The following is a 20427-nucleotide window of genomic DNA, read 5'->3' as shown; positions in this document are numbered from 1 at the left end:
GCCGACTACCGGAATCGAACTGGTGACCTACTGATTACAAGTCAGTTGCTCTACCTACTGAGCTAAGTCGGCACACTGTATTCTATTTTGTCGTTCGTACTAAGCACCAACAACTAGAAATTGTGGTGCCCGGAGGCGGAATCGAACCACCGACACGAGGATTTTCAATCCTCTGCTCTACCGACTGAGCTATCCGGGCTAACGGAGCGCTATTAAACGGATTTTCCTGCTTTCCGTCAACTACTTTTTTCAAATAATTTCAAAAAAGCGTTTGTTTGAGTGCTTTTTATTCGCTTGTTGCTACAAGGTTTGTTCAGAGTTGAATTCCCTTTTGAAGTTTGTAACTTTTTCTAGGTATCGGCGAGCTTCTGCATTTGGGTGCTTTTTGGTGAGGGCCCAATAAACTTGGTTTGGCTGTAAAGAATTTAAATCTTGCATGGCTCGTTTTCTGTCTGAACGATTAAATGTGCTCAAAACGCCCCCTGTGCCACCGTTGTAAGCCGAGATCATGCTGTATTCCAACGATGAAGGATGGCGAACATCTTTCAAGTAGCGGTTTTTGAGAATGTAGAAATAGGCGGTGCCGGCATCAATGTTGTTTTCTGGATTGAACAAGTACTCAGGACTTGGTTGTCCTGGTTTGTTTTTCACCAACTTAAATACATCACGACCCGCTGTTTTTGGTACGACCTGCATCAATCCATACGCATTTGCCCAACTTACCGCATACGGGTTAAAGCTACTTTCGGTCTTGATGATGGCGTAAATCAGATCTTCAGGAATATCGTATTTCTTCGATGCACGACGCACGATGTCTGCGTATTGGTAACTACGTTGCGAGAAGTGATCTTCTACCATAGGGATTTCAACGTAGTAGGCTTTCTTGAAATCGACATCTTTGGTTTTGACTTGGTTAGCAATCAAGTAATCGGCAAAGCGATTGGCGCGCCATGACCATTGAATGGGCTTCTTATCTTGGTCTACCACCTGTTTATACAGAAATGGTTGGCCCTCTAATATGATCTCTTTAGAAGAGAATAAGTCGACATTGCCAGGATCATCTGGAGTGAGTAGGGTGGTGATGATGGCGTTCTTTAGGTGCTGTTGTGGTTCTGTTGGTGAAACGGTTTCAATGGTGATGACACCTTTTTGGAAGTCAACCTCAGCTCGACTCAAATAGTTATCGATGTACTTAACGTAATTGCTTTTGCCAGCGAATTTAACTTCACGTTGGCCCCAGCGTTTTTGGATGTTACCAGAGAAACTGTTTATCAGAGCATCCAGAGCGGCGGTGTCTTTTTCGAATTGTCCGGGCAACTCAGCTAAGTTAGTGGCAAAGCGGTTGGTTGGCTCATAGTCGATGTGGTACATCTGCTCTACAAATTCACGACTGCAACCTGTTAACAAAAGTGCGCTGACAATAAAGGTGATTTTTTTCATAAGTGACGACGTGGCATTTGGGACGCTAATATAAAAATGACACCATAAAATTCTTTATGATGTCATTGTTTTAGAACAAGTTTGTCTTATTCGCTTGGTGGGGTGTAGCCTTCGATATGAACCTCTTTTCCTTCGAATAGGAAGTTCACCATCTCCGTTTCGATCAGTTTACGATGGTCAGGATCCATCATGTTGAGTTTCTTTTCATTGATCAACATGGTTTGTTTATGTTGCCACTGAGCCCAGGCTTCTTTCGAAATGTTATCGAAAATGCGTTTACCTAGTTCACCTGGGTAAAGTTGAAAGTCTAGACCTTCGCCTTCTTTTTTTAATCGAGCACAAAAAACAGTGCGGCTCATAATGATTCCTTGTATTGAATTAACGCAGTTCATGGGGTAGCGCTTCTAGTAGTAGCTTCACTGGCGCAGCTAACCCGACTTCTTCAGGTTTAGATAAGTTATACCAAAGACCTTTGTTACCTTCCATCATCACATTCGGTTGCTTTGACAGGTCAATCAAAATCGGTGTGATATCGAGGTGGTAATGACTGAATGTGTGGCGGAACGTAATCAGTGTCTCTTGATGTTTAATATCGCTAGCTTGAATGCCGCGCTGTTCAAGTAGCAAATCAATGTCGCTCTCTACATCCACATGTTCAGTTTGTGGAAAGCAAAACAACCCGCCCCAAATTCCGGTTTGTGGTCTCTGCTCTAGCCAAACTTCGTGATCATTCTCATTGCCGTGGTGAAGCATCACAAAGCGGGTTTGTTTTATGGGTTTGTCTTTCTTCGGCTTCTTACCCGGATAGTCGAGCACATTGCCTTGTTTTTTCGCCACACAGAAGTCGTTGACCGGGCACAAGGTGCACTTGGGCTTGCTACGCGTGCATACCATCGCACCCATGTCCATCATGGCCTGGTTGTACTTATCGACCTGCGTATTTGGGGTGTGTGTTTCGGCAATCTCCCACAGTTGGGTTTCGACTTTCTTTTGTCCAGGCCAACCGTCAACCGCAAAACAGCGAGAAAGAGTGCGCTTGACGTTACCATCTAGAATCGCATGAGGCAGATTGTAGACAGACGACAACACAGCTGCCGCTGTAGAGCGACCTATCCCCGGTAGGGCATTCATCTGTTCGATATCGAGAGGAAACTCTCCCTTATATTTATGGGCGACCTCTTTGGCGGCTTTATGAAGGTTTCGTGCTCGGGCGTAATAACCTAACCCCGTCCAAAGGTGCAGTACTTCATCTTGCTCGGCGTTAGCGAGGTCGACTACCGTCGGAAAGCGCGCTAAGAAACGTTGGTAATAAGGAATTACCGTGGTGACCTGGGTTTGCTGAAGCATGATTTCAGACAACCAGACACTGTAAGTGGTCTTGTTTTGTTGCCATGGAAGATCTTTGCGTCCATAGGCGTCATACCATTCTAAGATGGCACTGGCGAAAGGTGTCACGACTTACTCTGTATTCTATTATTGGATAGGAGCAAAATTGCACCACGAATACGATGTAAGTACAACAGGTAAACTATGGGGATATAGGCTTTCGTTGGGTTGCTTTTGAATAGCCACCGTCTGATGGCTCAACAAATACTTGCACCTAAGTGAATTCTTTGGATAATCCCCGCTTTGATTAATCAATGTGCAGGCAAAATCAATGAGTGAAGTAACCACAAACGAATACAACGAAGACGGCAAGTTGATCCGTAAAATACGCAGTTTCGTACGTCGTGAAGGCCGTTTAACTAAGGGCCAAGAAAACGCGATGAATGAGTGCTGGCCAACAATGGGTATCGATTACAAAGCTGAGCTTCTTGATTGGAAAGAAGTATTTGGCAATGATAACCCAGTAGTGCTTGAAATCGGTTTTGGTATGGGTGCTTCATTGGTTGAAATGGCAAAGAACGCGCCAGAAAAAAACTTCATTGGTATTGAAGTGCACAGCCCTGGTGTTGGCGCTTGTCTTGCGGATGCGCGTGAAGCGGGCATCAGCAATCTACGCGTAATGTGTCATGATGCGGTTGAAGTGTTCGAGCACATGATCCCAGACGCTAGCCTAGCGACGCTGCAATTGTTTTTCCCTGACCCATGGCACAAAAAGCGTCACCACAAACGCCGTATCGTACAGCTTGAGTTCGCTGAAATGGTTCGTCAGAAGCTTATTCCTAACGAGGGGATCTTCCACATGGCGACCGACTGGGAAAACTACGCTGAGCACATGATTGAAATTATGAACCAAGCACCAGGTTTTGCGAACATCGCAGAAGATGGTGACTTTGTTCCTCGTCCTGAAGAGCGTCCTCTGACTAAATTCGAAGCTCGTGGTCACCGTTTGGGTCACGGGGTGTGGGACATCAAGTTCAAGCGTACTGCTTAACGTTGAATAAATTGATGTTCTGTTATGCGATATGGCTGAGCTCTAAGTTGTCTTAAGCAAATAGCGGCTTCCTCCACCAATCGCATTATCAATGTGGTATTGAAACCATAATCGAATCGAACGAATTCAATGGAAAGGCCAACCTCTGCGTTGGCTTTTTTTATCTCAGAACTTAGGTAGTTTTGGGTTTGTGACAAGAAGGTAGATAATGAAACCTACAGCGCAGATTTTGACAGATATTTTGGCGGAAGTTCGCCCTTTGATTGGCCAAGGAAAAGTTGCAGATTACATTCCGGCTTTAGCAAAAGTGCCGAATACGAAATTGGGTATTGCGGTTTACACCAATGAAGGTGAGGTGATCAATGCGGGTGATGCCGAAGAGCCATTTTCGATTCAGTCGATCTCGAAAGCGCTGAGTCTTACTCTTGCGATGTGTCTGTATAAACAAGAAGAGATCTGGTCTCGTGTTGGTAAGGAGCCCTCTGGTCAAGCATTTAACTCGATGATTCAGCTTGAAATGGAGCAAGGTATTCCTCGTAATCCGTTCATCAATGCGGGGGCGATTGTGGTGGCTGATCTTCTGCAAAGTCGTTTATCAGCGCCGCGTCAGCGTTTATTAGACTTTGCTCGTCAACTGTCTGGGGATACGCATATTGTTTATGATAAAGTCGTCGCTGCGTCCGAGATGATGCATGGTGATCGTAATGCTGCGATAGCCTATTTGATGCGCTCGTTTGGCAACTTCGAAAACGACGTCATACCCGTACTACAAAATTACTTCCATGCTTGTGCATTGAAGATGAGCTGTGTTGATTTGGCGAAAACCTTTAGTTATCTCGCTAACAAAGGTACCTCAGTACAAACGGGTAAGCCTGTGGTCTCACCGATGCAAACCAAGCAACTTAATGCGTTGTTAGCAACTTGCGGCCTGTACGATGGTGCTGGTGAGTTCGCTTATCGTGTCGGGATGCCGGGTAAGTCGGGCGTGGGTGGTGGCATTATTGCCGTCGTACCAGGTGAGATGACGATAGCGGTCTGGTCACCGGAACTGGATGCTTCTGGCAATTCGTTGGCTGGTACCAAAGCTCTTGAACTCCTTTCTGAGCGTATTGGCCGTTCGATATTCTAACGTCAAGTACACAAAAAATGCCTCTCGATTGAGAGGCATTTTTTTATTCGAACCTCGAGATGTTTACGACTCTTCGTCTTCTTCTGCCATGAAGGCTTCTAACAAATCATTGAGGAAGAGTTTTCCTTTTTCAGTGATCTGCCAGTGGGTATCGCTTTCACTGAGGTAACCCATCTCAAGCGCCCAATTGATAGTGTCTTGAATCGTGCTGAGTGGTAAACCTGTCGTACTCACATAATCTTGTTTTGGGCACGCTTCCATTAAGCGAAAACGGTTCATAAAGAACTCGAATGGGCGGTCTTCGTTTACGACCAGTTGCTCGCTATCGAGGTACGGCTTGACCATATTCTGATACGCCATTAAGTAGCCACGAGGGTGTTTGACCTTGGTGGTACGAACGATGCGACCATCAGCAAAGCTCAGCTTACCGTGTGAGCCACAACCAATGCCAAGGTAATCACCAAAGCGCCAGTAGTTCAGGTTGTGCTGACATTGATAGCCCGGCTTGCTGTAACCAGAAATCTCGTATTGAACGTAACCTGCCGCTGCGAGTTTCTTATGTCCTTGCTCGAAGATATCCCACAAGTCATCGTCATCTGGCAGAGTCGGTGGCTTGTAGTAGAACATGGTGTTTGGTTCGATGGTCAGCTGATACCAAGACAAGTGAGGTGGCGCTAACTCAATCGCTTTGTCCAAATCTGCTAAGGCTTGTTCGATGCTTTGATCCGGTAAGCCGTGCATGAGATCGAGGTTAAAGCTGTTCAAACCGATGTGGTGCGCCAACTTAGCGGCATTGACGGCTTCGTCTTGACCGTGAATACGTCCCAAACGCTCAAGCTTTTGTTGCTCAAAACTTTGCACACCGATAGATATACGCGTTACGCCAGCCTTGCGGTAGCCAGCAAAACGCTCTGCTTCGATGGTGCCAGGGTTGGCTTCCATAGTAATTTCGATTTCAGGCTTGAATGGAATACGCGCTTCAATGCCCTTTAATAGGCGCTCGATGCCTTCTGCCGAAATCAAACTAGGCGTACCACCGCCAATGAAGATTGAATGCAGTGGGCGTGGCGCTTCATTTAGGCGGTATTTCTCAATGTCGGTATCCAAGTCTTCAAGAAGGGCATGGATGTACTCGTCTTCTGGAATCTCGGCTTTAAGCGCGTGAGAGTTAAAGTCGCAATACGGGCATTTTTGTACACACCATGGGATGTGAACATACAAGCTAAGGTCAGGAGGTGTTAACATGGGCGCACTCACTCGATATTATTGCGAAACTTGTTCAGACAGTTGAGCGAAAAGAGATTTCAGCGCCTTACCACGGTGAGACAGCTGCTTTTTACGTGTCGGCTCTAGCTCGGCAGAGGCGCAGTTGTCTTCTGGCACGAAGAAGATAGGGTCGTAGCCAAAGCCATTTTCGCCTTGTGCTTCTTTCAGGATACGACCTTCCCACTTACCGTGACAGACGATAGGCGTTGGATCGTTCTCATGACGCATCAACACTAATACGCAGTGGAAACGAGCGGTGCGTTCTGCTTCTGGTACACCTTCCATCGCATTTAGTAGCTTTTCTAGGTTCTCTTGGTCAGACGCGTTTTCACCAGCGTAACGAGCAGAGTAAATGCCTGGTGCCCCTTTCAAGAAATCAACTTCTAGACCAGAGTCGTCAGCAATCGCAGGTAGACCCGTTTCCTGTGCAGCATGACGCGCTTTGATGATTGCGTTTTCAATGAAAGTCGTACCAGTTTCTGCTACTTCAGATACGTTGAACTCACTTTGCGCCAATACTTCAAAACCGAAGTCAGACAGCAGATCTGCCATCTCACGAACTTTGCCTTGGTTGCCTGTTGCTAGCACTATCTTTTTCATGGTCGTCTCTTTCTGTAGCGATAAAGGGAGAACGCGATGTTCTCCCTGGTCAATACGTTATAAGTGTCAAAAAGCATTTAGATCATGACAACCTAAATAACCTGAGTTCAGGTTAACTACTCTTCGACATAAAACTTCTGGGTGAATTTAAGCTTACCTGAGCCTTTGTTACCAGCTTTAACATCAATATCGAAGGTAAAAGTTTCTTCGTTGGTGATTGGCAGTTCAGCTAGGTAGTAAATAGCGTCGCCTTCTTTGAATTCACGGAAGGTGAGCTTTTGAATTTGGCCAATTAAGTTTCTTGCTTGACCACTAATTTTGGCCTGAACGGCGGGCTTACCCAGTGAAGCTCTGTCTAACACGCTGATGTTCACTACGGCATTATAGCCATTGCGTTTAATGTCGTAGCTGCGGGCAATTTTGGGGGTTAAGAACGTCGAGTTAAACGTAATATAGTGTACTTCGATGTCTTTCATGGTTTTGAACTGACCTGCCATTGTTGGTAAAGCTAATAGGCTGATCAGTAGGGCGGTAATCCATTTGCTCATTTTTACATCCTCAAATCGATCTTTATTATTAAGTTTGGCACGGAAACGTAAACAAAAAGCCATCATAAGATGGCTTTAATTTCAGTCGGTATTTGTTGTGGGGATTCTATCCGAATTTGTTTGTGTCGTCCTAGTTCACCTTTTTCTATGTGAACCAATCCCTTAGCAACTTTAAATTGTTTGGCTAAAAACTTGGTTAGGTGCGCATTGGCTTTGCCATCGACAGGTGGTGCAGAGATGGCAATTTTTAGCTCTTCACCATGCAAGCCGACGATTTTGTCACGGCTTGCTTTGGGTTGAATATAGAGCTTGAGGATAACGTCATCGCCGTCATGCCAAACTGCGTCAGACATTACAGTTGGTACCAGATTGGACCAACAATGTCGCCCATTAGGAAATTCGCGAATTGCAGACCGATGAACAGAACCAGTACGCTTAAGTCAAAGCCACCCATTGCAGGGATAATGCGACGGATTGGAGCAAGCATTGGCTCGGTCAGTTGATGGAACACGTATTCAATTGGGCTGCGACCTTGGCTTACCCAACTTAGAATCGCTCGAATCAATAGCACCCAGAATAGCAAACCACCCGCGGCTTTAATTAAAGACAGCAAGCCTAGGAATAGGAAGTCTACGCTGAAAGAGACCGAACCATTTGAGGCGATAAGGATCAGTGCGACAAACTTAAGCACACACAATACGTAAGCAAACAGCACTGTCGCTAAGTCGATGCCACCCAATGATGGGATGATGCGACGTAGTGGACCGACTACAGGCTGTGTTGCTTTAACGATGAATTGCGAGAACGGGTTGTAGAAATCTGCTCGTGCAGCTTGCAACCAAATACGCAAAATTACGACCATGATGTATAGGTCAAATAGGGTTGAGATGAGAAAACTCATTGAATTCATAAGGTACCCTTAAAAGTAATGAACGACACGCCCTTGCTGTGCCGAGCAGATAATTAAAACAGTTTTTCCATTTCTTCAGCGCGCGCAACCGCAGCTTGCATTGCTTTCGCTACAATATCAGAGAGTTGATGATCATTGAACGTGCGTAGCGCTTCTGCCGTGGTGCCACCTTTCGAGGTCACGTTTTCACGCAGGGTAGAAAGTTCAGTTTGAGGATTTTCTACTACCATGCGTGCCGCGCCAAGCGCCGATTGTTGGATGAGCATACGTGCAGTATCGTTATCAAAACCTTGAGCAATGGCCTCTGCTTGCATCGCCTCCATAAATAGAAAGAAGTACGCTGGCGCACTACCTGCAGCTGCAATCACATTGTTGATGCCTGATTCTTGATCAACCCAGCATACTTTACCGACCGCTTGCATCAGATCCGCTGCGAATGCCTTGTCTTGCTCTGAAACGAGTTCAGGAGCGTAAAGACCGCTCATGCCTAAACCTAGTTGAGAAGGTGTGTTTGGCATCACGCGAACCAAGTTCAGCTTAGTTGCCAGCATGTCATCCAAACGTGAGCAGTTGATGCCAGCTGCGATAGAGATAACCAGTTTATTGCTAAAGTCGACAGATTGCAGTGGCTTACACACTTCCTCCATCATTTGTGGCTTCACAGACAATACGACAACATCTGCCTCCGTCGCGGCTGCGATGTTATCGCTAGTGGTACGGATACCAAAGTCTTGCTCAAGCCGTAATCGACGCGTATCAGACGGAGCGGTCGCGATAATGTGTTGTGCTGGGTAGCCGTTAGCTACAAGTCCAGAAACAATCGCTCTCACCATATTCCCTGCGCCGATAAAGGCAATGTTTTTGTGTTCCATTTATCTGATTCCCAAGTATAAATTATTGCGGTTTGTTGCTCTCTTAGGTGATGGTTCTATGAAGCGCCCTTGCTGATGAAATGTTCGGCGGTAAGATTCCAAATCGCGATTAGCCCAAGCATTGAGTGATTATTCGTTTTTGTTGGAATAGTCCCGCCCGCCAAAAATAGCAGTACCGATACGCACCATGGTGCTACCAGCTTCGATGGCGGCGTTCATGTCACCACTCATCCCCATCGAAAGCGTGTCGACATCTGGGTATTGCAAGGCTAACTTTTGCTTCAACTGCGCAAGTTGTGTAAATGCACGAAGCTGTGACGCGTAGTCTGGCACGTTAGCCGGAATTGACATCAATCCTCTTAACGTGAGGTTTGGTAAGCGAGAAATCAACTCAGCCAGTTCGAATATTTCTGCATCAGTAACGCCGGACTTTGACTCTTCACCACTGGTGTTGACTTGAATCAGAACTTGCAATGGTTTTAATGCACTAGGGCGTTGATCGTTAAGGCGCTGAGCGATTTTTGCGCGGTCAATGGTGTGAACCCAATCGAAGTGTTCGGCGACAAGTCGGGATTTATTGGACTGAATTGGACCAATGAAGTGCCATTCGATTTGATAATCTGGACAATGCTCGGCAAAGTGCTGAACTTTACTGACGCCTTCTTGGACGTAGTTTTCACCAAACGCCACTTGGCCTGATTGGTAGGCTTCGAGAATGGCCTCGACAGGTTTGGTTTTGCTAACTGCTAAAAGTTGCACTGACTCTGGAGAACGGCCACATTTTTGTTCGTTGTGTCGAATTTGGTAGGTGATATGTTCAATGTTTTGTTGAATACTACTCATAGCTGTACTTTAGACTTAAGGATTTTAAATGGATATCACTGAGTTACTGGATTTTAGTGTAAAACATAATGCTTCGGATCTACACCTTTCTGCAGGTGTACCACCAATGGTCCGTATTGATGGCGATGTGAGAAAGCTCGGCATTCCGGCATTTACACACCAAGAAGTGCATCGTCTGGTTTTTGAAATCATGAACGATGCACAGCGCAGTGAATTTGAAGAAAAACTCGAAGTCGATTTCTCATTTGAGTTGCACAACGTTGGCCGGTTCCGTGTCAACGCGTTCAACCAATCTCGCGGTTGTGCGGCGGTGTTTCGTACCATTCCGAGTAGCATTCCAACATTGGATGATCTCGAAGCGCCAGAAATTTTCCGAAAGATTGCCAACGCGGAAAAAGGTCTGGTACTCGTTACGGGCCCAACCGGTTCGGGTAAATCGACCACCTTAGCTGCCATTGTTGACTACATTAACCGTAATCACAACAAGCATATCCTCACAATTGAAGATCCTATTGAATTTGTTCATAACAACAATAAATGTTTGATCAACCAACGTGAAGTTCACCGTGATACCCACAGCTTCCAAAATGCGTTGCGTAGCGCGCTACGTGAAGACCCAGATGTGATCCTAGTTGGTGAGATGCGGGATAAAGAAACCATCAGCCTCGCGCTTACCGCAGCCGAAACGGGTCACTTAGTGTTTGGTACCTTGCACACCAGTTCTGCGGCAAAAACCATCGACCGTATTATTGATGTATTTCCTGGTAGTGATAAAGACATGGTACGTTCGATGTTGTCTGAATCTTTGCGCTCGGTCATCGCACAGAAACTGCTTAAACGCACGGCTAGTGGACGTATTGCTTGCCATGAAATCATGATGGCTACGCCAGCGATTCGTAACTTGATCCGTGAAGATAAAGTCGCGCAGATGTACTCGATTATTCAGACTGGCGCTGCACATGGCATGCAAACTATGGAGCAAAACGCACGCCAGTTGATGGCTCAAGGTATGGTTTCTCGTGAAGAGGTCGAGAAAAAGGTTGGCATAGAAGCGCAGCAATTCTCGTAACGATCATTTAGGTAATAGTGAATACGGAATATGGATCTGAATAAATTTCTTGAAGGCATGCTGACGCTCAAAGCGTCGGATCTTTATATCACTGTTGGAGCGCCGATTCTGTTTCGTGTGGATGGGGAATTGCGCCCGCAGGGCGAAAAGTTGACAGAGCATGATGTCGCGCACTTACTTGATAGTGCGATGGATCCTGAGCGACGCCAGGAGTTTCGTAAAAGTCGGGAATCCAACTTTGCGATTGTCAGAGATTGTGGTCGATTCCGTGTGAGCGCTTTCTTCCAGCGCGAGTTACCAGGAGCGGTGATTCGTCGTATTGAAACCAATATACCGACCTTTGAGCAATTAAAGTTGCCGTTGGTACTGCAAGATTTGGCGATTGCAAAACGTGGCTTAGTGCTGGTGGTGGGGGCTACGGGGTCGGGTAAGTCGACCACGATGGCAGCGATGACGGGCTATCGCAACAACAATAAAACTGGCCATATTCTGACGGTGGAAGATCCGATTGAATTTGTGCATGAACACAAGCGTTGTATTGTGACGCAGCGTGAAGTTGGGTTAGATACGGATAGTTATGAAATCGCGTTAAAGAATTCGTTACGCCAAGCGCCAGATATGATTTTGATTGGTGAGATCCGCAGTCGAGAAACCATGGAATACGCCATGACCTTTGCGGAAACCGGCCACCTATGCATGGCAACACTGCATGCCAACAACGCCAATCAAGCGCTTGAGCGCATTTTGCATTTAGTTCCGAGTGAGCAAAAAGAGCAGTTCCTGTTTGACTTGTCGATGAACTTGAAAGGTGTGATTGCTCAGCAGTTGATCCGTGATAAGAATGGCCAAGGCCGTCACGCTGTGTTTGAGATCCTTTTAAATAGTCCACGCGTGTCAGATTTGATCCGTCGCGGTGATTTGCATGAACTCAAAACGACGATGGCACGCTCAAATGAATTTGGCATGCTGACTTTCGACCAGTCGCTCTACAAGTTGGTGATGCAAGGTAAGATCAGTGAAGAAGATGCGTTGCACAGTGCTGATTCTGCCAATGATCTGCGTTTGATGCTCAAAACCCAGCGTGGCGATGCCTTCTCTACTGGCAGCTTAGCGAACGTTAAAATCGATATGGATTGATGAGTTTCAGACCATAAAAAAAGGTTGGCATCTGCCAACCTTTTTTATTTTGCTTCAATCAATGTTACGCATTCCAAAGGTTTTCGAACCAGCTCTCTAGAATCACGACAGCCGATTGACAGTCGATATTGCCTTTCGATAGCGCTTTGTAACCGCCCATGCTGAACAGATCTGCACGAGCTTCAGCGGTAGATAATCGCTCATCGTGGAGTTCAACAGGTAAGCCATAACGGCCTTGAAGGCGATTCGCAAACTTTTTCGCGCGTGGCGTAATGGTTTCCAAATCCCTACCATGTAAGTCTGTTGGTAGGCCAACAACGAGTAAGTCTGGCTGCCACTCTTTTATTTGTTTCTCAATGTCATCCCAGTTAGGAATGCCATCATTGGCTTTGAATGCTTTCAGTGGAGAAGCTGTGCCGGTGATTTCTTGGCCGATGGCACTACCAATACTTTTGGTACCGAAGTCAAAGGCCATTATTGTGCGTGACATAAAGTGTCCCGAATCTAAATGTGATGAAAGTAGTCTGTTTATTACGCATGACCAGCATCAGCAGAGAGCTGGCTAGGATCAATGCCAAGTTTCTCTACGGCTTTTTTCCAGCGATCAGTGATTGGCGTATCGAAAATGATTTCTGGCGTCGCTTCGATGGTCAACCATGAGTTTTCAGCTAGCTCTGTTTCTAACTGCCCCGCACTCCAGCCAGAATAACCAAGCGCGACGAGGTAATCGCTTGGTTCAGCCTCGGTACCCAGTACCGACAAGATATCGCGAGATGTCGTAACGGCCAGCTCATCTGTCATTTGAATGCTAGATTCATAGTAGTCTTTCGGCTTGTGTAGGATAAAGCCACGATCTTCTGATACGGGACCACCATTATAAACCGGCCTATCTAAACTTGCTTCAAACAAGCGTGGGTGTACTGGCTGCACTTCGACTTGCTTAAGCATGTTACCCACCGTGATATCAACGGGGGCATTGATCATTAACCCCATAGCGCCTTCTGCGTTGTGTTCACAGACGTAGATAACGCTATTCTGGAAGTAGGGATCTTTCATTCCCGGCATGGCAACTAAGAAATGGTTGGTGAGGTTCATCTCATATCGACCTTTAAGGCAAGCTTGATCGCTTAAGCAAGCCTCAGTCATATTTGTCGGCGTTTGCTTAAGCGAATAACGGTTAGGCTCTCTAATAACTGTACTACAGTTTGAGTTATTCGCCTTTTATGCGACGTTCGATGGCGTCCATGAGTTTACCGGTAATGGATATATCAAAGGCCGCTTCAATTTCACGAATGCAAGTTGGGCTGGTCACGTTGATCTCGGTTAGTTTGTCACCAATCACATCCAGACCGACAAAGATAAGGCCTTTTTCTTTCAGCGTAGGGCCAACAGCTTGCGCTATTTTCAGGTCTGTGTCGCTTAGCGGACGAGCTTCACCGGTTCCGCCAGCAGCGAGGTTACCGCGCGTTTCGCCTTTTGCTGGAATGCGAGCTAAACAGTAAGGCATCGGCTCTCCGTCAACCACGAGGATACGCTTATCACCATTGCTGATGTCTGGCACGAAAGTTTGCGCCATCGCGTAGTATTGGCCATGGTTGGTTAGGGTTTCGATGATCACCGATACATTGGGATCGTTCTCTTTCACGCGGAAGATAGAAGCGCCCCCCATACCATCAAGTGGTTTTAGGATCACGTCGCCGTGCTGTTCACGGAAGGCTTTAATTCTCTCCGCTTTACGTGTCACGATAGTGGTCGGAGTCAACTCTGGGAACCAAGCGGTATAAAGTTTTTCGTTGCAGTCGCGTAGGCTCTGAGGTTTGTTGACGATTAAGGTGCCTTGCTCTTCAGCACGCTCAAGAATGTAAGTGGCGTAGATGAATTCCGTGTCGAACGGAGGATCTTTACGCATCAGAACGGCGTCTAGCTCAGACAGTTCGATGCTTTGCTCTGACTTGAACTCGTACCAACCGTTTGGGTCTTCTTTTAGTGTCACAATTTTCGTATCAGCAATAGCAACACCTTGGTCAAGGTGAAGGTCGCCCATTTCCATGTAATGGATTTCGTAGCCGCGGCGTTGTGCTTCCAGCATCATGGCAAAGCTCGAGTCTTTCTTGATATTAATGGACGAAATTGGATCCATTACAATGCCGAGTTTGATCATTATTTTTCTCCGTTTTAACCAAGATCGCCGAAACGAACTTGTAAGGCTGTAATTGCTGTTAGAGCCGCTGTTTCGGTACGCAAAACACGTGGGCCAAGCAGCGTCTCTTCAAATTGGTATTCGCGTGTCATATCGATCTCTTCAGAAGACAGGCCGCCTTCAGGGCCGATCAATAGGCGCACGTTCTCAACTGGCGTCGGTAAGGTATTAATTGAGTATTTTGCACGAGGGTGAAGATTAAGCTTCAAGCCGTCATACTCTTCCTGACACCACTGCTCTAAACTCATGATTGGGCGGATTTCTGGCACGATGTTGCGACCACACTGCTCACAAGCGCTGATGGCGATCTTTTGCCACTGGGCGAGTTTCTTTTCAAAGCGCTTTTGGTCCAGTTTCACACCACAGCGTTCAGAGATGAGGGGAGTAATGGTGTTTACGCCTAGCTCTACCGATTTTTGAATTGTGAACTCCATTTTATCACCACGAGAAATAACCTGACCGAGGTGTAGGTCTAGAGGTGATTCAAGGCTGTTTTCTACACGTTCAGTTAGGTTAACCATTACGTTCTTTTTGCTAACTTCACTGATAAGTGCAGGGAATTCTGCGCCACTGCCGTCAAATAGCAAGACCTCTTGACCTTCTTTCATGCGAAGTACACGGCCGATATGGTTTGCTGCGTCTTCGCTTAAAGCAAGTGAGCCAAGTTGTGGAATGGTTTCTGGATGAAAAATTCGAGGGATACGCATGAGAATTCCAGCAAGAGACAAAAGTTAGCTCTTAACATGGGTGCTTTCCAGCTAAAAAACAAGGGGCAAGAGCCGTGTAAATGATAACGCCTCTTGCTGCTGGGAGGAATGACTGCTTACATGAACAAGTTACAGTGCGCGGCAAGCTTCCTGAACAAATGGATTGTGGTTACCTTGAATTTTGGCGATACGCTTGTCACGCTCACACTCCCATTTGTCTGCAGGGTATGTTTTGTTCCACGCCATCATCAAGTTGGTTTGTTGTTTAGACAGCTTAAAGCCGTACTCCTCACTCATGTACAGATACGTACGGGCGATCGAGCCGCGCGCGCGTTCAGGCGGCATCACTTTGCGCTGCTTGAAGTTCACTTGCATTTCACAGCGACCGTAGCTTACGCCATCCAATCCATTCCACTGGCTGAAGTTATAGTTAGAACGGTCTCCGTTCACTTCGCCGATGGCTGGCGTCAGATTATGCAGATCCGCTTCCATAGAACGGAAGGTCTTATCGTTGCGTGAACAGTTTTTGCGTCCACCTATTTGCCAGCACTGACGTTGGTGACCAAATTGCCAAGCTGGAACCACATGCTCCCACTCGATGCGAGAGGCGCGTTTTTCTTGCTTGCGAACTTGGTAGCCACAGGATGCTAAGTCAGGTACGCCTTTTTTGCCTTGCCATTTAATGTCACAACCACAGTAAAAGCTGCTTGGGTGATCTTGGTAGATTTTTACCGCTTCCCGCTTGGCGGCAGAAAATGAGTTTGGCGGAGCCGCAATCGTAGCGCTAGACACAAGGATAAGTAGAAAAGAGAACAGGTATTTCATGATTAAAGTCTTTAAAAAGTGTGACTTTATCCATTCTAACACGCACAAATGGGCTTTAGTGATGAGTAAGTTGACAATAAGGGGGGGGTAAAAGAAAAGCGTTAAGAGAAACGCTCTATATTATTGGTATAGAAAAGTGGAGAGTAGGCAGACTTAAGAGAGCTGAACACCGGTGAAATCAAGTGCTTTACGACACTTTTGACAAGAGTATACGGCTTCTTTGCGTAAAACCTTATTATGGCGACGAATAGACAGAGGATAGGTCATGCAACCACAGCGATACTCGAAGGTTTTTCCTTGTACAGAGGCTACATCGAAGCTATGAGTGGTCTTGGCTGGCACTTTGAATACGGCTTCCATAACGCCTTGCCATTCTTTACCGTGTGGGCGAACGCGACCGTATACTTGATAGGTAATTAAGTGCGCCACTTCGTGTGGGATCACTTCTTTGATAAAAGCTTGAGGGTTTTCCTTGAAGAGTTTTGGATTCAAACGGACTTCATTCAGTTTCAGGTACGCTTTGCCTGCGGCTTTCCCACGTACATTGAAAGTCAGAGAAGGAATTGGAAAAGAACGTTTGAAGGCTTGTTCTGCCATCGCGATGCAATCTGCCATCACCTGTTTGGCTTTGTAGCTCAGTTCTCTATCCACAACTCACCCCCGTTTACCCAATAAAAAGCCCCCGCGTTTGCGAGGGCTGGATCATAGCATTAGTTTTCTAGGGCGTGTGCTTTTTCTTAATGATGGCATGATACGCATGCCAAGTTCCGTAGCCAAGGATTGGCATAGTAAACAGCATACCGATGCCGTAGGTGGCAAAGCCGATTAAGATGCCGCCGCAGATAATCGCCGCCCATACGATCATTGCAGGAATGTTGGATTTTACCGCGTTAAAGCTTGTGAATACGGCGGTCATCATGTCGATGCGACGTTCCATCATCAGTGGAATTGAGAAAGCTGATATGCTGAAAACGATACAAGCCAAGACGAAACCAACCAGTGAACCGATGACCAAGAATGGTAGAAACTCCGTCAGTGGTGCACCTTGTACTGATGGATAGAGCGCATGAAGAAGCGCAGCAATACGCATCCAAAAAATCATACATACAGCGAGCAACACGGCGAACGCCCACTGAGATGTCGAGTTACGGCTAATGGCCTTCATAGAGTGGAGCAAGCTAGGTTTGTGCCCTCGCTCTCTTTCCCAACTTGCATCGTATAAGCCGAGTGCAAGGAATGGACCTATTAGCATGTAAACAATAAGACTTGGCATCACGACTAAGTGAGTGCCTTGCCATTGAACCAGCAGCACAATACCAATTGCTGCCGCCATAAAACAGATGCCGTAGAAGGCACTGATGATTGGCATGCGAACGAAGTCATGCAGACCTAGCGCGAGCCAGTGAAATGGCGCGGATAGGTTAACGGTATTGCATGGAATGGTTCTGGCGTATTCGTTATCTGGTACTTCCTTTCGTTTACCTTGGAAGTCAGATGGATTTACGGTACGAGGCATAGCTCCTCCTTGATTTATTCCCACGGCGGCACCTAGGCCATAAACGATGTTTGGCTGACGTTTTTCATGACTCTTTTAGCCACGCGAGCCCGCATCATAGTTCTTTATGCTATATACATCGAAAAGTGCATTTAACATTATGTTAACTATTGGCAGATATGGGGCAATTTACAAATAATTGCTGAATTTTTGTTCGGCAAAAGAAACAAGGAAAGAAATAAGTAGGCAGAAACAAAAAGCCCCCGCCAAAAGGCGAGGGCTCTATCGATTCTAATGTAGCTCGATTACTTGATGCCAGCGAAATCGCGTAGAAGTTCAGCTTTATCAGTCGCTTCCCATGGGAACTCTTCACGACCGAAGTGACCGTATGCTGCTGTCTTCTTGTAGATTGGTTGAAGAAGGTTAAGCATTTCTTGGAGACCATATGGACGTAGGTCGAAGAACTGACGAACCGCTTCAATGATGATGTCGTGAGACACTTTCTCAGTACCGAAGGTTTCAACCATGATCGACGTTGGATCCGCAACACCGATTGCGTAAGAAAGTTGGATTTCACAACGGTCTGCCATACCAGCCGCTACGATGTTTTTCGCTACATAACGTGCTGCGTAGGCTGCAGAGCGGTCTACTTTCGATGGATCTTTACCAGAGAATGCTCCTCCACCGTGACGAGCTGCGCCGCCGTAGGTATCTACGATGATTTTACGACCAGTTAGACCACAGTCACCCATCGGGCCACCGATAACAAAACGGCCAGTCGGGTTGATGAAGAACTTCGTCTCCTTGTTGAGCCATTCTGCAGGTAACACTGGTTTAATGATGGTTTCCATCACTGCTTCACGTAGGTCTGGTGTTGAAATAGTGTCACAATGCTGAGTTGAAAGTACAACGGCATCAATACCTACGATTTTACCTTGATCGTATTGGAACGTTACCTGAGATTTTGCGTCTGGACGTAACCAAGGTAGTGTGCCGTTCTTACGCACTTCCGCTTGCTTTTGAACAAGACGGTGAGAGTAAGTAATAGGAGCAGGCATTAGAATTTCAGTTTCGTTTGTCGCGTAACCGAACATGATGCCTTGGTCGCCCGCGCCTTGCTCTTTAGGATCAGCTTTATCAACACCTTGATTGATGTCTGGAGATTGCTTACCAATGGTGTTTAAAACAGCACAAGAGTTCGCATCGAAGCCCATGTCTGAATGTACGTAGCCGATTTCACGAACGGTTTCACGAGTGAGTTCTTCGATATCAACCCATGCGGAAGTGGTCACTTCACCACCAACCATCACCATGCCGGTTTTTACGTAGGTTTCACAAGCAACACGTGCTTTTGGGTCTTGCTCAAGAATTGCATCAAGAACTGCGTCAGAGATTTGGTCTGCGATTTTATCTGGATGACCTTCTGATACCGACTCAGAAGTGAACAGGTGCTTAGCCATGATAGCTCCAATCTTAAGGTTTACTCATGGCTAACTAACGCAAGCTTGCCACGAAAAATACAATACAGTTTGTAGGTGTTTCTACATCTAGACGTCTATTTTAAATTCCCGTGTTCGAATTACAAGCTCTTTTTCTGATCGAATTCATCAAACTTGCCACCCAATCGTTTGCTTTATACATGGTGGATTTTGGGAGAATGCATGTAGTCAGCGAAAAGATTGACCTAAAACCTCAAAAATGGCGAGTAAAACGTTTGCAGTCGGTTTTTGGCTCTGAGAGAATATTGCCCGCACCTTTATACCCAAGTTACTTGAGTATAGTGCCCATATTCCTTTATTAATTCGCTTAATGCACTCAGGAGCAGACATGTCTTCTCGTAAACATCTGGCTAATGCAATCCGCGCTCTAAGCATGGATGGCGTTCAACAAGCAAACTCTGGCCACCCAGGCGCCCCTATGGGTATGGCTGATATCGCTGAAGTTCTTTGGCGTTCTCACCTAAACCACAACCCTGCTAACCCAGAGTGGGCTGACCGTGACCGTTTCGTACTGTCTAACGGCCACGGCTCTATGCTGATTTACTCTCTACTGCACCTGAGCGGTTACGAGCTGTCTATCGATGATCTTAAGAACTTCCGTCAGCTTCACTCTAAGACTCCTGGTCACCCAGAGTACGGCTACGCACCAGGTATCGAGACCACGACTGGTCCTCTAGGTCAAGGCATCACTAACGCGGTTGGTATGGCTATGGCTGAGAAAGCGTTAGCCGCTCAGTTCAACAAAGAAGGCCACGATATCGTTGACCACTTCACTTACGTGTTCATGGGCGACGGCTGTCTAATGGAAGGTATCTCTCACGAGGCATGTTCTCTTGCAGGTACACTAGGTCTGGGCAAACTGATCGCATTCTGGGATGACAACGGTATCTCTATCGATGGTCACGTTGAAGGTTGGTTCTCTGACGACACGCCTAAGCGTTTTGAAGCGTACGGCTGGCACGTAATCCCAGCAGTTGACGGTCACGATTCTGAAGCAATCAATGCTGCAATTGAAGCGGCAAAAGCAGACCCTCGTCCTACGCTGATCTGTACTAAAACCATCATCGGTTTTGGTTCTCCAAACAAATCAGGTTCTCACGACTGTCACGGCGCGCCATTAGGTGCTGAAGAAATTGCTGCAGCGCGTGAATTCCTAGGTTGGGAACACCCAGCATTTGAAATCCCAGCTGACGTATACGCACAGTGGGATGCAAAATCGGCAGGTTCTGAGAAAGAAGCAGTTTGGAACGAGAAATTTGCAGCTTATGAAGCAGCGTACCCTGAGCTGGCAGCTGAATTCAAACGCCGCGTAAACGGTGACCTACCTGCACAGTGGGAGGAGAAAGCAAGCCAAATCATTGTCGATCTTCAAGCTAACCCTGCAAACATCGCATCACGTAAAGCGTCTCAAAACGCACTAGAAGCGTTTGGTGAAATGCTTCCAGAATTCATGGGTGGCTCTGCTGACCTAGCGCCTTCTAACCTAACCATGTGGTCTGGTTCTAAGTCT

At 46.6% G+C, this 20427-nt stretch carries 23 protein-coding genes and 2 tRNA genes; 5 read left to right on the top strand and 20 right to left on the bottom strand.

Going from position 1 to position 20427, the window contains the following annotated elements:
* The 5 genes from ACVA54_RS18875 to mutY form a co-directional block, all read right to left on the bottom strand.
* Positions 1-72: transfer RNA gene (locus tag ACVA54_RS18875), tRNA-Thr, on the bottom strand.
* A 51-nt stretch (positions 73-123) separates the two neighbouring features.
* A tRNA-Phe gene (locus ACVA54_RS18870) sits at positions 124-199 on the bottom strand.
* A 101-nt stretch (positions 200-300) separates the two neighbouring features.
* Complete coding sequence (gene mltC / locus ACVA54_RS18865) at positions 301-1440, bottom strand: membrane-bound lytic murein transglycosylase MltC (RefSeq protein WP_099081140.1); 1140 nt, start codon at positions 1438-1440, stop codon at positions 301-303.
* Positions 1441-1526: 86 nt separating this feature from the next.
* Entirely contained in the window at positions 1527-1799 is a 273-nt protein-coding gene (locus ACVA54_RS18860) for an oxidative damage protection protein (RefSeq protein WP_099081139.1), read from the bottom strand.
* Positions 1800-1818: 19 nt separating this feature from the next.
* A complete protein-coding gene (gene mutY / locus ACVA54_RS18855; RefSeq protein WP_099081138.1) occupies positions 1819-2895 on the bottom strand; it encodes an A/G-specific adenine glycosylase in 1077 nt (358 codons plus the stop codon).
* 202 nt (positions 2896-3097) lie between these two features.
* Between mutY and trmB the strand changes: the two genes are divergently transcribed.
* Both trmB and glsB read left to right on the top strand, forming a co-directional pair.
* Positions 3098-3817, top strand: a complete 720-nt coding sequence (gene trmB / locus ACVA54_RS18850) for a tRNA (guanosine(46)-N7)-methyltransferase TrmB (RefSeq protein WP_099081137.1) — start codon at positions 3098-3100, stop codon at positions 3815-3817.
* Positions 3818-4025: 208 nt separating this feature from the next.
* Positions 4026-4946 carry a glutaminase B gene (glsB, locus tag ACVA54_RS18845; protein WP_099081136.1) on the top strand — a complete coding sequence of 307 codons (921 nt, stop codon included), beginning with the start codon at positions 4026-4028 and terminating at the stop codon, positions 4944-4946.
* Between the two features lie 63 nt (positions 4947-5009).
* Here glsB and hemW read toward each other — a convergent pair whose 3' ends face one another.
* The 7 genes from hemW to ACVA54_RS18810 form a co-directional block, all read right to left on the bottom strand.
* Positions 5010-6191, bottom strand: coding sequence for a radical SAM family heme chaperone HemW (gene hemW / locus ACVA54_RS18840; protein ID WP_446649849.1), 1182 nt, complete (start codon positions 6189-6191; stop codon positions 5010-5012).
* Positions 6192-6209: 18 nt separating this feature from the next.
* Positions 6210-6812, bottom strand: coding sequence for an XTP/dITP diphosphatase (locus ACVA54_RS18835; protein ID WP_446649848.1), 603 nt, complete (start codon positions 6810-6812; stop codon positions 6210-6212).
* 116 nt (positions 6813-6928) lie between these two features.
* Positions 6929-7360 carry a DUF4426 domain-containing protein gene (locus tag ACVA54_RS18830; protein WP_119464743.1) on the bottom strand — a complete coding sequence of 144 codons (432 nt, stop codon included), beginning with the start codon at positions 7358-7360 and terminating at the stop codon, positions 6929-6931.
* A 62-nt stretch (positions 7361-7422) separates the two neighbouring features.
* Positions 7423-7713 carry a DUF167 family protein YggU gene (yggU, locus tag ACVA54_RS18825; protein ID WP_446649847.1) on the bottom strand — a complete coding sequence of 97 codons (291 nt, stop codon included), beginning with the start codon at positions 7711-7713 and terminating at the stop codon, positions 7423-7425.
* Positions 7713-8270: a YggT family protein gene (locus tag ACVA54_RS18820; RefSeq protein ID WP_446649846.1), complete on the bottom strand. Its 558-nt coding sequence runs from the start codon at positions 8268-8270 to the stop codon at positions 7713-7715. Before ACVA54_RS18820 ends, yggU begins: the two co-directional genes overlap by 1 nt.
* Positions 8271-8323: 53 nt before the next feature.
* Entirely contained in the window at positions 8324-9142 is an 819-nt protein-coding gene (gene proC, locus ACVA54_RS18815; RefSeq protein ID WP_446581309.1) for a pyrroline-5-carboxylate reductase, read from the bottom strand.
* A 129-nt stretch (positions 9143-9271) separates the two neighbouring features.
* Entirely contained in the window at positions 9272-9985 is a 714-nt protein-coding gene (locus ACVA54_RS18810; RefSeq protein ID WP_099081130.1) for a YggS family pyridoxal phosphate-dependent enzyme, read from the bottom strand.
* A gap of 28 nt (positions 9986-10013) precedes the next feature.
* Between ACVA54_RS18810 and ACVA54_RS18805 the strand changes: the two genes are divergently transcribed.
* Both ACVA54_RS18805 and ACVA54_RS18800 read left to right on the top strand, forming a co-directional pair.
* Positions 10014-11054, top strand: a complete 1041-nt coding sequence (locus tag ACVA54_RS18805) for a type IV pilus twitching motility protein PilT (protein WP_099081129.1) — start codon at positions 10014-10016, stop codon at positions 11052-11054.
* Between the two features lie 30 nt (positions 11055-11084).
* A complete protein-coding gene (locus ACVA54_RS18800) occupies positions 11085-12191 on the top strand; it encodes a PilT/PilU family type 4a pilus ATPase (protein ID WP_099081128.1) in 1107 nt (368 codons plus the stop codon).
* Positions 12192-12255: 64 nt separating this feature from the next.
* On the opposite strand, the gene ruvX is transcribed toward ACVA54_RS18800, so the two are convergent.
* The 8 genes from ruvX to metK form a co-directional block, all read right to left on the bottom strand.
* Positions 12256-12681: a Holliday junction resolvase RuvX gene (ruvX, locus tag ACVA54_RS18795; RefSeq protein WP_119464737.1), complete on the bottom strand. Its 426-nt coding sequence runs from the start codon at positions 12679-12681 to the stop codon at positions 12256-12258.
* A gap of 41 nt (positions 12682-12722) precedes the next feature.
* The gene (locus ACVA54_RS18790) at positions 12723-13286 is read right to left on the bottom strand and encodes a YqgE/AlgH family protein (protein ID WP_099081126.1); all 564 of its coding nucleotides are present in this window, start codon (positions 13284-13286) and stop codon (positions 12723-12725) included.
* A 115-nt stretch (positions 13287-13401) separates the two neighbouring features.
* Positions 13402-14352: a glutathione synthase gene (gene gshB, locus ACVA54_RS18785; protein WP_099081125.1), complete on the bottom strand. Its 951-nt coding sequence runs from the start codon at positions 14350-14352 to the stop codon at positions 13402-13404.
* 14 nt (positions 14353-14366) lie between these two features.
* Positions 14367-15098, bottom strand: coding sequence for a 16S rRNA (uracil(1498)-N(3))-methyltransferase (gene rsmE / locus ACVA54_RS18780; protein ID WP_119464736.1), 732 nt, complete (start codon positions 15096-15098; stop codon positions 14367-14369).
* A gap of 129 nt (positions 15099-15227) precedes the next feature.
* On the bottom strand, positions 15228-15923 hold the full coding sequence (gene endA / locus ACVA54_RS18775; protein ID WP_099081123.1) for a deoxyribonuclease I: 696 nt from the start codon (positions 15921-15923) through the stop codon (positions 15228-15230).
* 153 nt (positions 15924-16076) lie between these two features.
* A complete protein-coding gene (locus tag ACVA54_RS18770; protein WP_099081122.1) occupies positions 16077-16574 on the bottom strand; it encodes a SprT family zinc-dependent metalloprotease in 498 nt (165 codons plus the stop codon).
* 67 nt (positions 16575-16641) lie between these two features.
* Positions 16642-17439: a DUF2189 domain-containing protein gene (locus ACVA54_RS18765; RefSeq protein ID WP_119464735.1), complete on the bottom strand. Its 798-nt coding sequence runs from the start codon at positions 17437-17439 to the stop codon at positions 16642-16644.
* 284 nt (positions 17440-17723) lie between these two features.
* Positions 17724-18878, bottom strand: coding sequence for a methionine adenosyltransferase (metK, locus tag ACVA54_RS18760; protein ID WP_099081120.1), 1155 nt, complete (start codon positions 18876-18878; stop codon positions 17724-17726).
* Between the two features lie 367 nt (positions 18879-19245).
* Between metK and ACVA54_RS18755 the strand changes: the two genes are divergently transcribed.
* The coding region (locus ACVA54_RS18755) for a transketolase family protein (protein WP_446649845.1) at positions 19246-20427 on the top strand (1182 nt) is incomplete at its 3' end.

It is taken from the genome of Vibrio sp. PNB23_22_6, from assembly GCF_052877535.1.
Note: the sequence above shows the minus strand (reverse complement) of the source record. Positions and strands in the feature narration are given on the sequence as shown.

What these genes read in the sequence shown, in the direction of transcription:
- rsmE (WP_119464736.1), bottom strand. Translation starts at nt 15,098, where the DNA reads ATGCGTATCCCTCGAATTTTTCATCCAGAAACCATTCCACAACTTGGC.
- yggU (WP_446649847.1), bottom strand. Translation starts at nt 7,713, where the DNA reads ATGTCTGACGCAGTTTGGCATGACGGCGATGACGTTATCCTCAAGCTC.
- ACVA54_RS18790 (WP_099081126.1), bottom strand. Translation starts at nt 13,286, where the DNA reads ATGAACCTCACCAACCATTTCTTAGTTGCCATGCCGGGAATGAAAGAT.
- gshB (WP_099081125.1), bottom strand. Translation starts at nt 14,352, where the DNA reads ATGATCAAACTCGGCATTGTAATGGATCCAATTTCGTCCATTAATATC.
- ACVA54_RS18800 (WP_099081128.1), top strand. Translation starts at nt 11,085, where the DNA reads ATGGATCTGAATAAATTTCTTGAAGGCATGCTGACGCTCAAAGCGTCG.
- ACVA54_RS18835 (WP_446649848.1), bottom strand. Translation starts at nt 6,812, where the DNA reads ATGAAAAAGATAGTGCTAGCAACAGGCAACCAAGGCAAAGTTCGTGAG.
- ACVA54_RS18810 (WP_099081130.1), bottom strand. Translation starts at nt 9,985, where the DNA reads ATGAGTAGTATTCAACAAAACATTGAACATATCACCTACCAAATTCGA.
- metK (WP_099081120.1), bottom strand. Translation starts at nt 18,878, where the DNA reads ATGGCTAAGCACCTGTTCACTTCTGAGTCGGTATCAGAAGGTCATCCA.
- glsB (WP_099081136.1), top strand. Translation starts at nt 4,026, where the DNA reads ATGAAACCTACAGCGCAGATTTTGACAGATATTTTGGCGGAAGTTCGC.
- ACVA54_RS18765 (WP_119464735.1), bottom strand. Translation starts at nt 17,439, where the DNA reads ATGCCTCGTACCGTAAATCCATCTGACTTCCAAGGTAAACGAAAGGAA.
- ACVA54_RS18860 (WP_099081139.1), bottom strand. Translation starts at nt 1,799, where the DNA reads ATGAGCCGCACTGTTTTTTGTGCTCGATTAAAAAAAGAAGGCGAAGGT.
- ACVA54_RS18805 (WP_099081129.1), top strand. Translation starts at nt 10,014, where the DNA reads ATGGATATCACTGAGTTACTGGATTTTAGTGTAAAACATAATGCTTCG.
- ACVA54_RS18830 (WP_119464743.1), bottom strand. Translation starts at nt 7,360, where the DNA reads ATGAGCAAATGGATTACCGCCCTACTGATCAGCCTATTAGCTTTACCA.
- ruvX (WP_119464737.1), bottom strand. Translation starts at nt 12,681, where the DNA reads ATGTCACGCACAATAATGGCCTTTGACTTCGGTACCAAAAGTATTGGT.
- ACVA54_RS18820 (WP_446649846.1), bottom strand. Translation starts at nt 8,270, where the DNA reads ATGAATTCAATGAGTTTTCTCATCTCAACCCTATTTGACCTATACATC.
- hemW (WP_446649849.1), bottom strand. Translation starts at nt 6,191, where the DNA reads ATGTTAACACCTCCTGACCTTAGCTTGTATGTTCACATCCCATGGTGT.
- endA (WP_099081123.1), bottom strand. Translation starts at nt 15,923, where the DNA reads ATGAAATACCTGTTCTCTTTTCTACTTATCCTTGTGTCTAGCGCTACG.
- proC (WP_446581309.1), bottom strand. Translation starts at nt 9,142, where the DNA reads ATGGAACACAAAAACATTGCCTTTATCGGCGCAGGGAATATGGTGAGA.
- trmB (WP_099081137.1), top strand. Translation starts at nt 3,098, where the DNA reads ATGAGTGAAGTAACCACAAACGAATACAACGAAGACGGCAAGTTGATC.
- mltC (WP_099081140.1), bottom strand. Translation starts at nt 1,440, where the DNA reads ATGAAAAAAATCACCTTTATTGTCAGCGCACTTTTGTTAACAGGTTGC.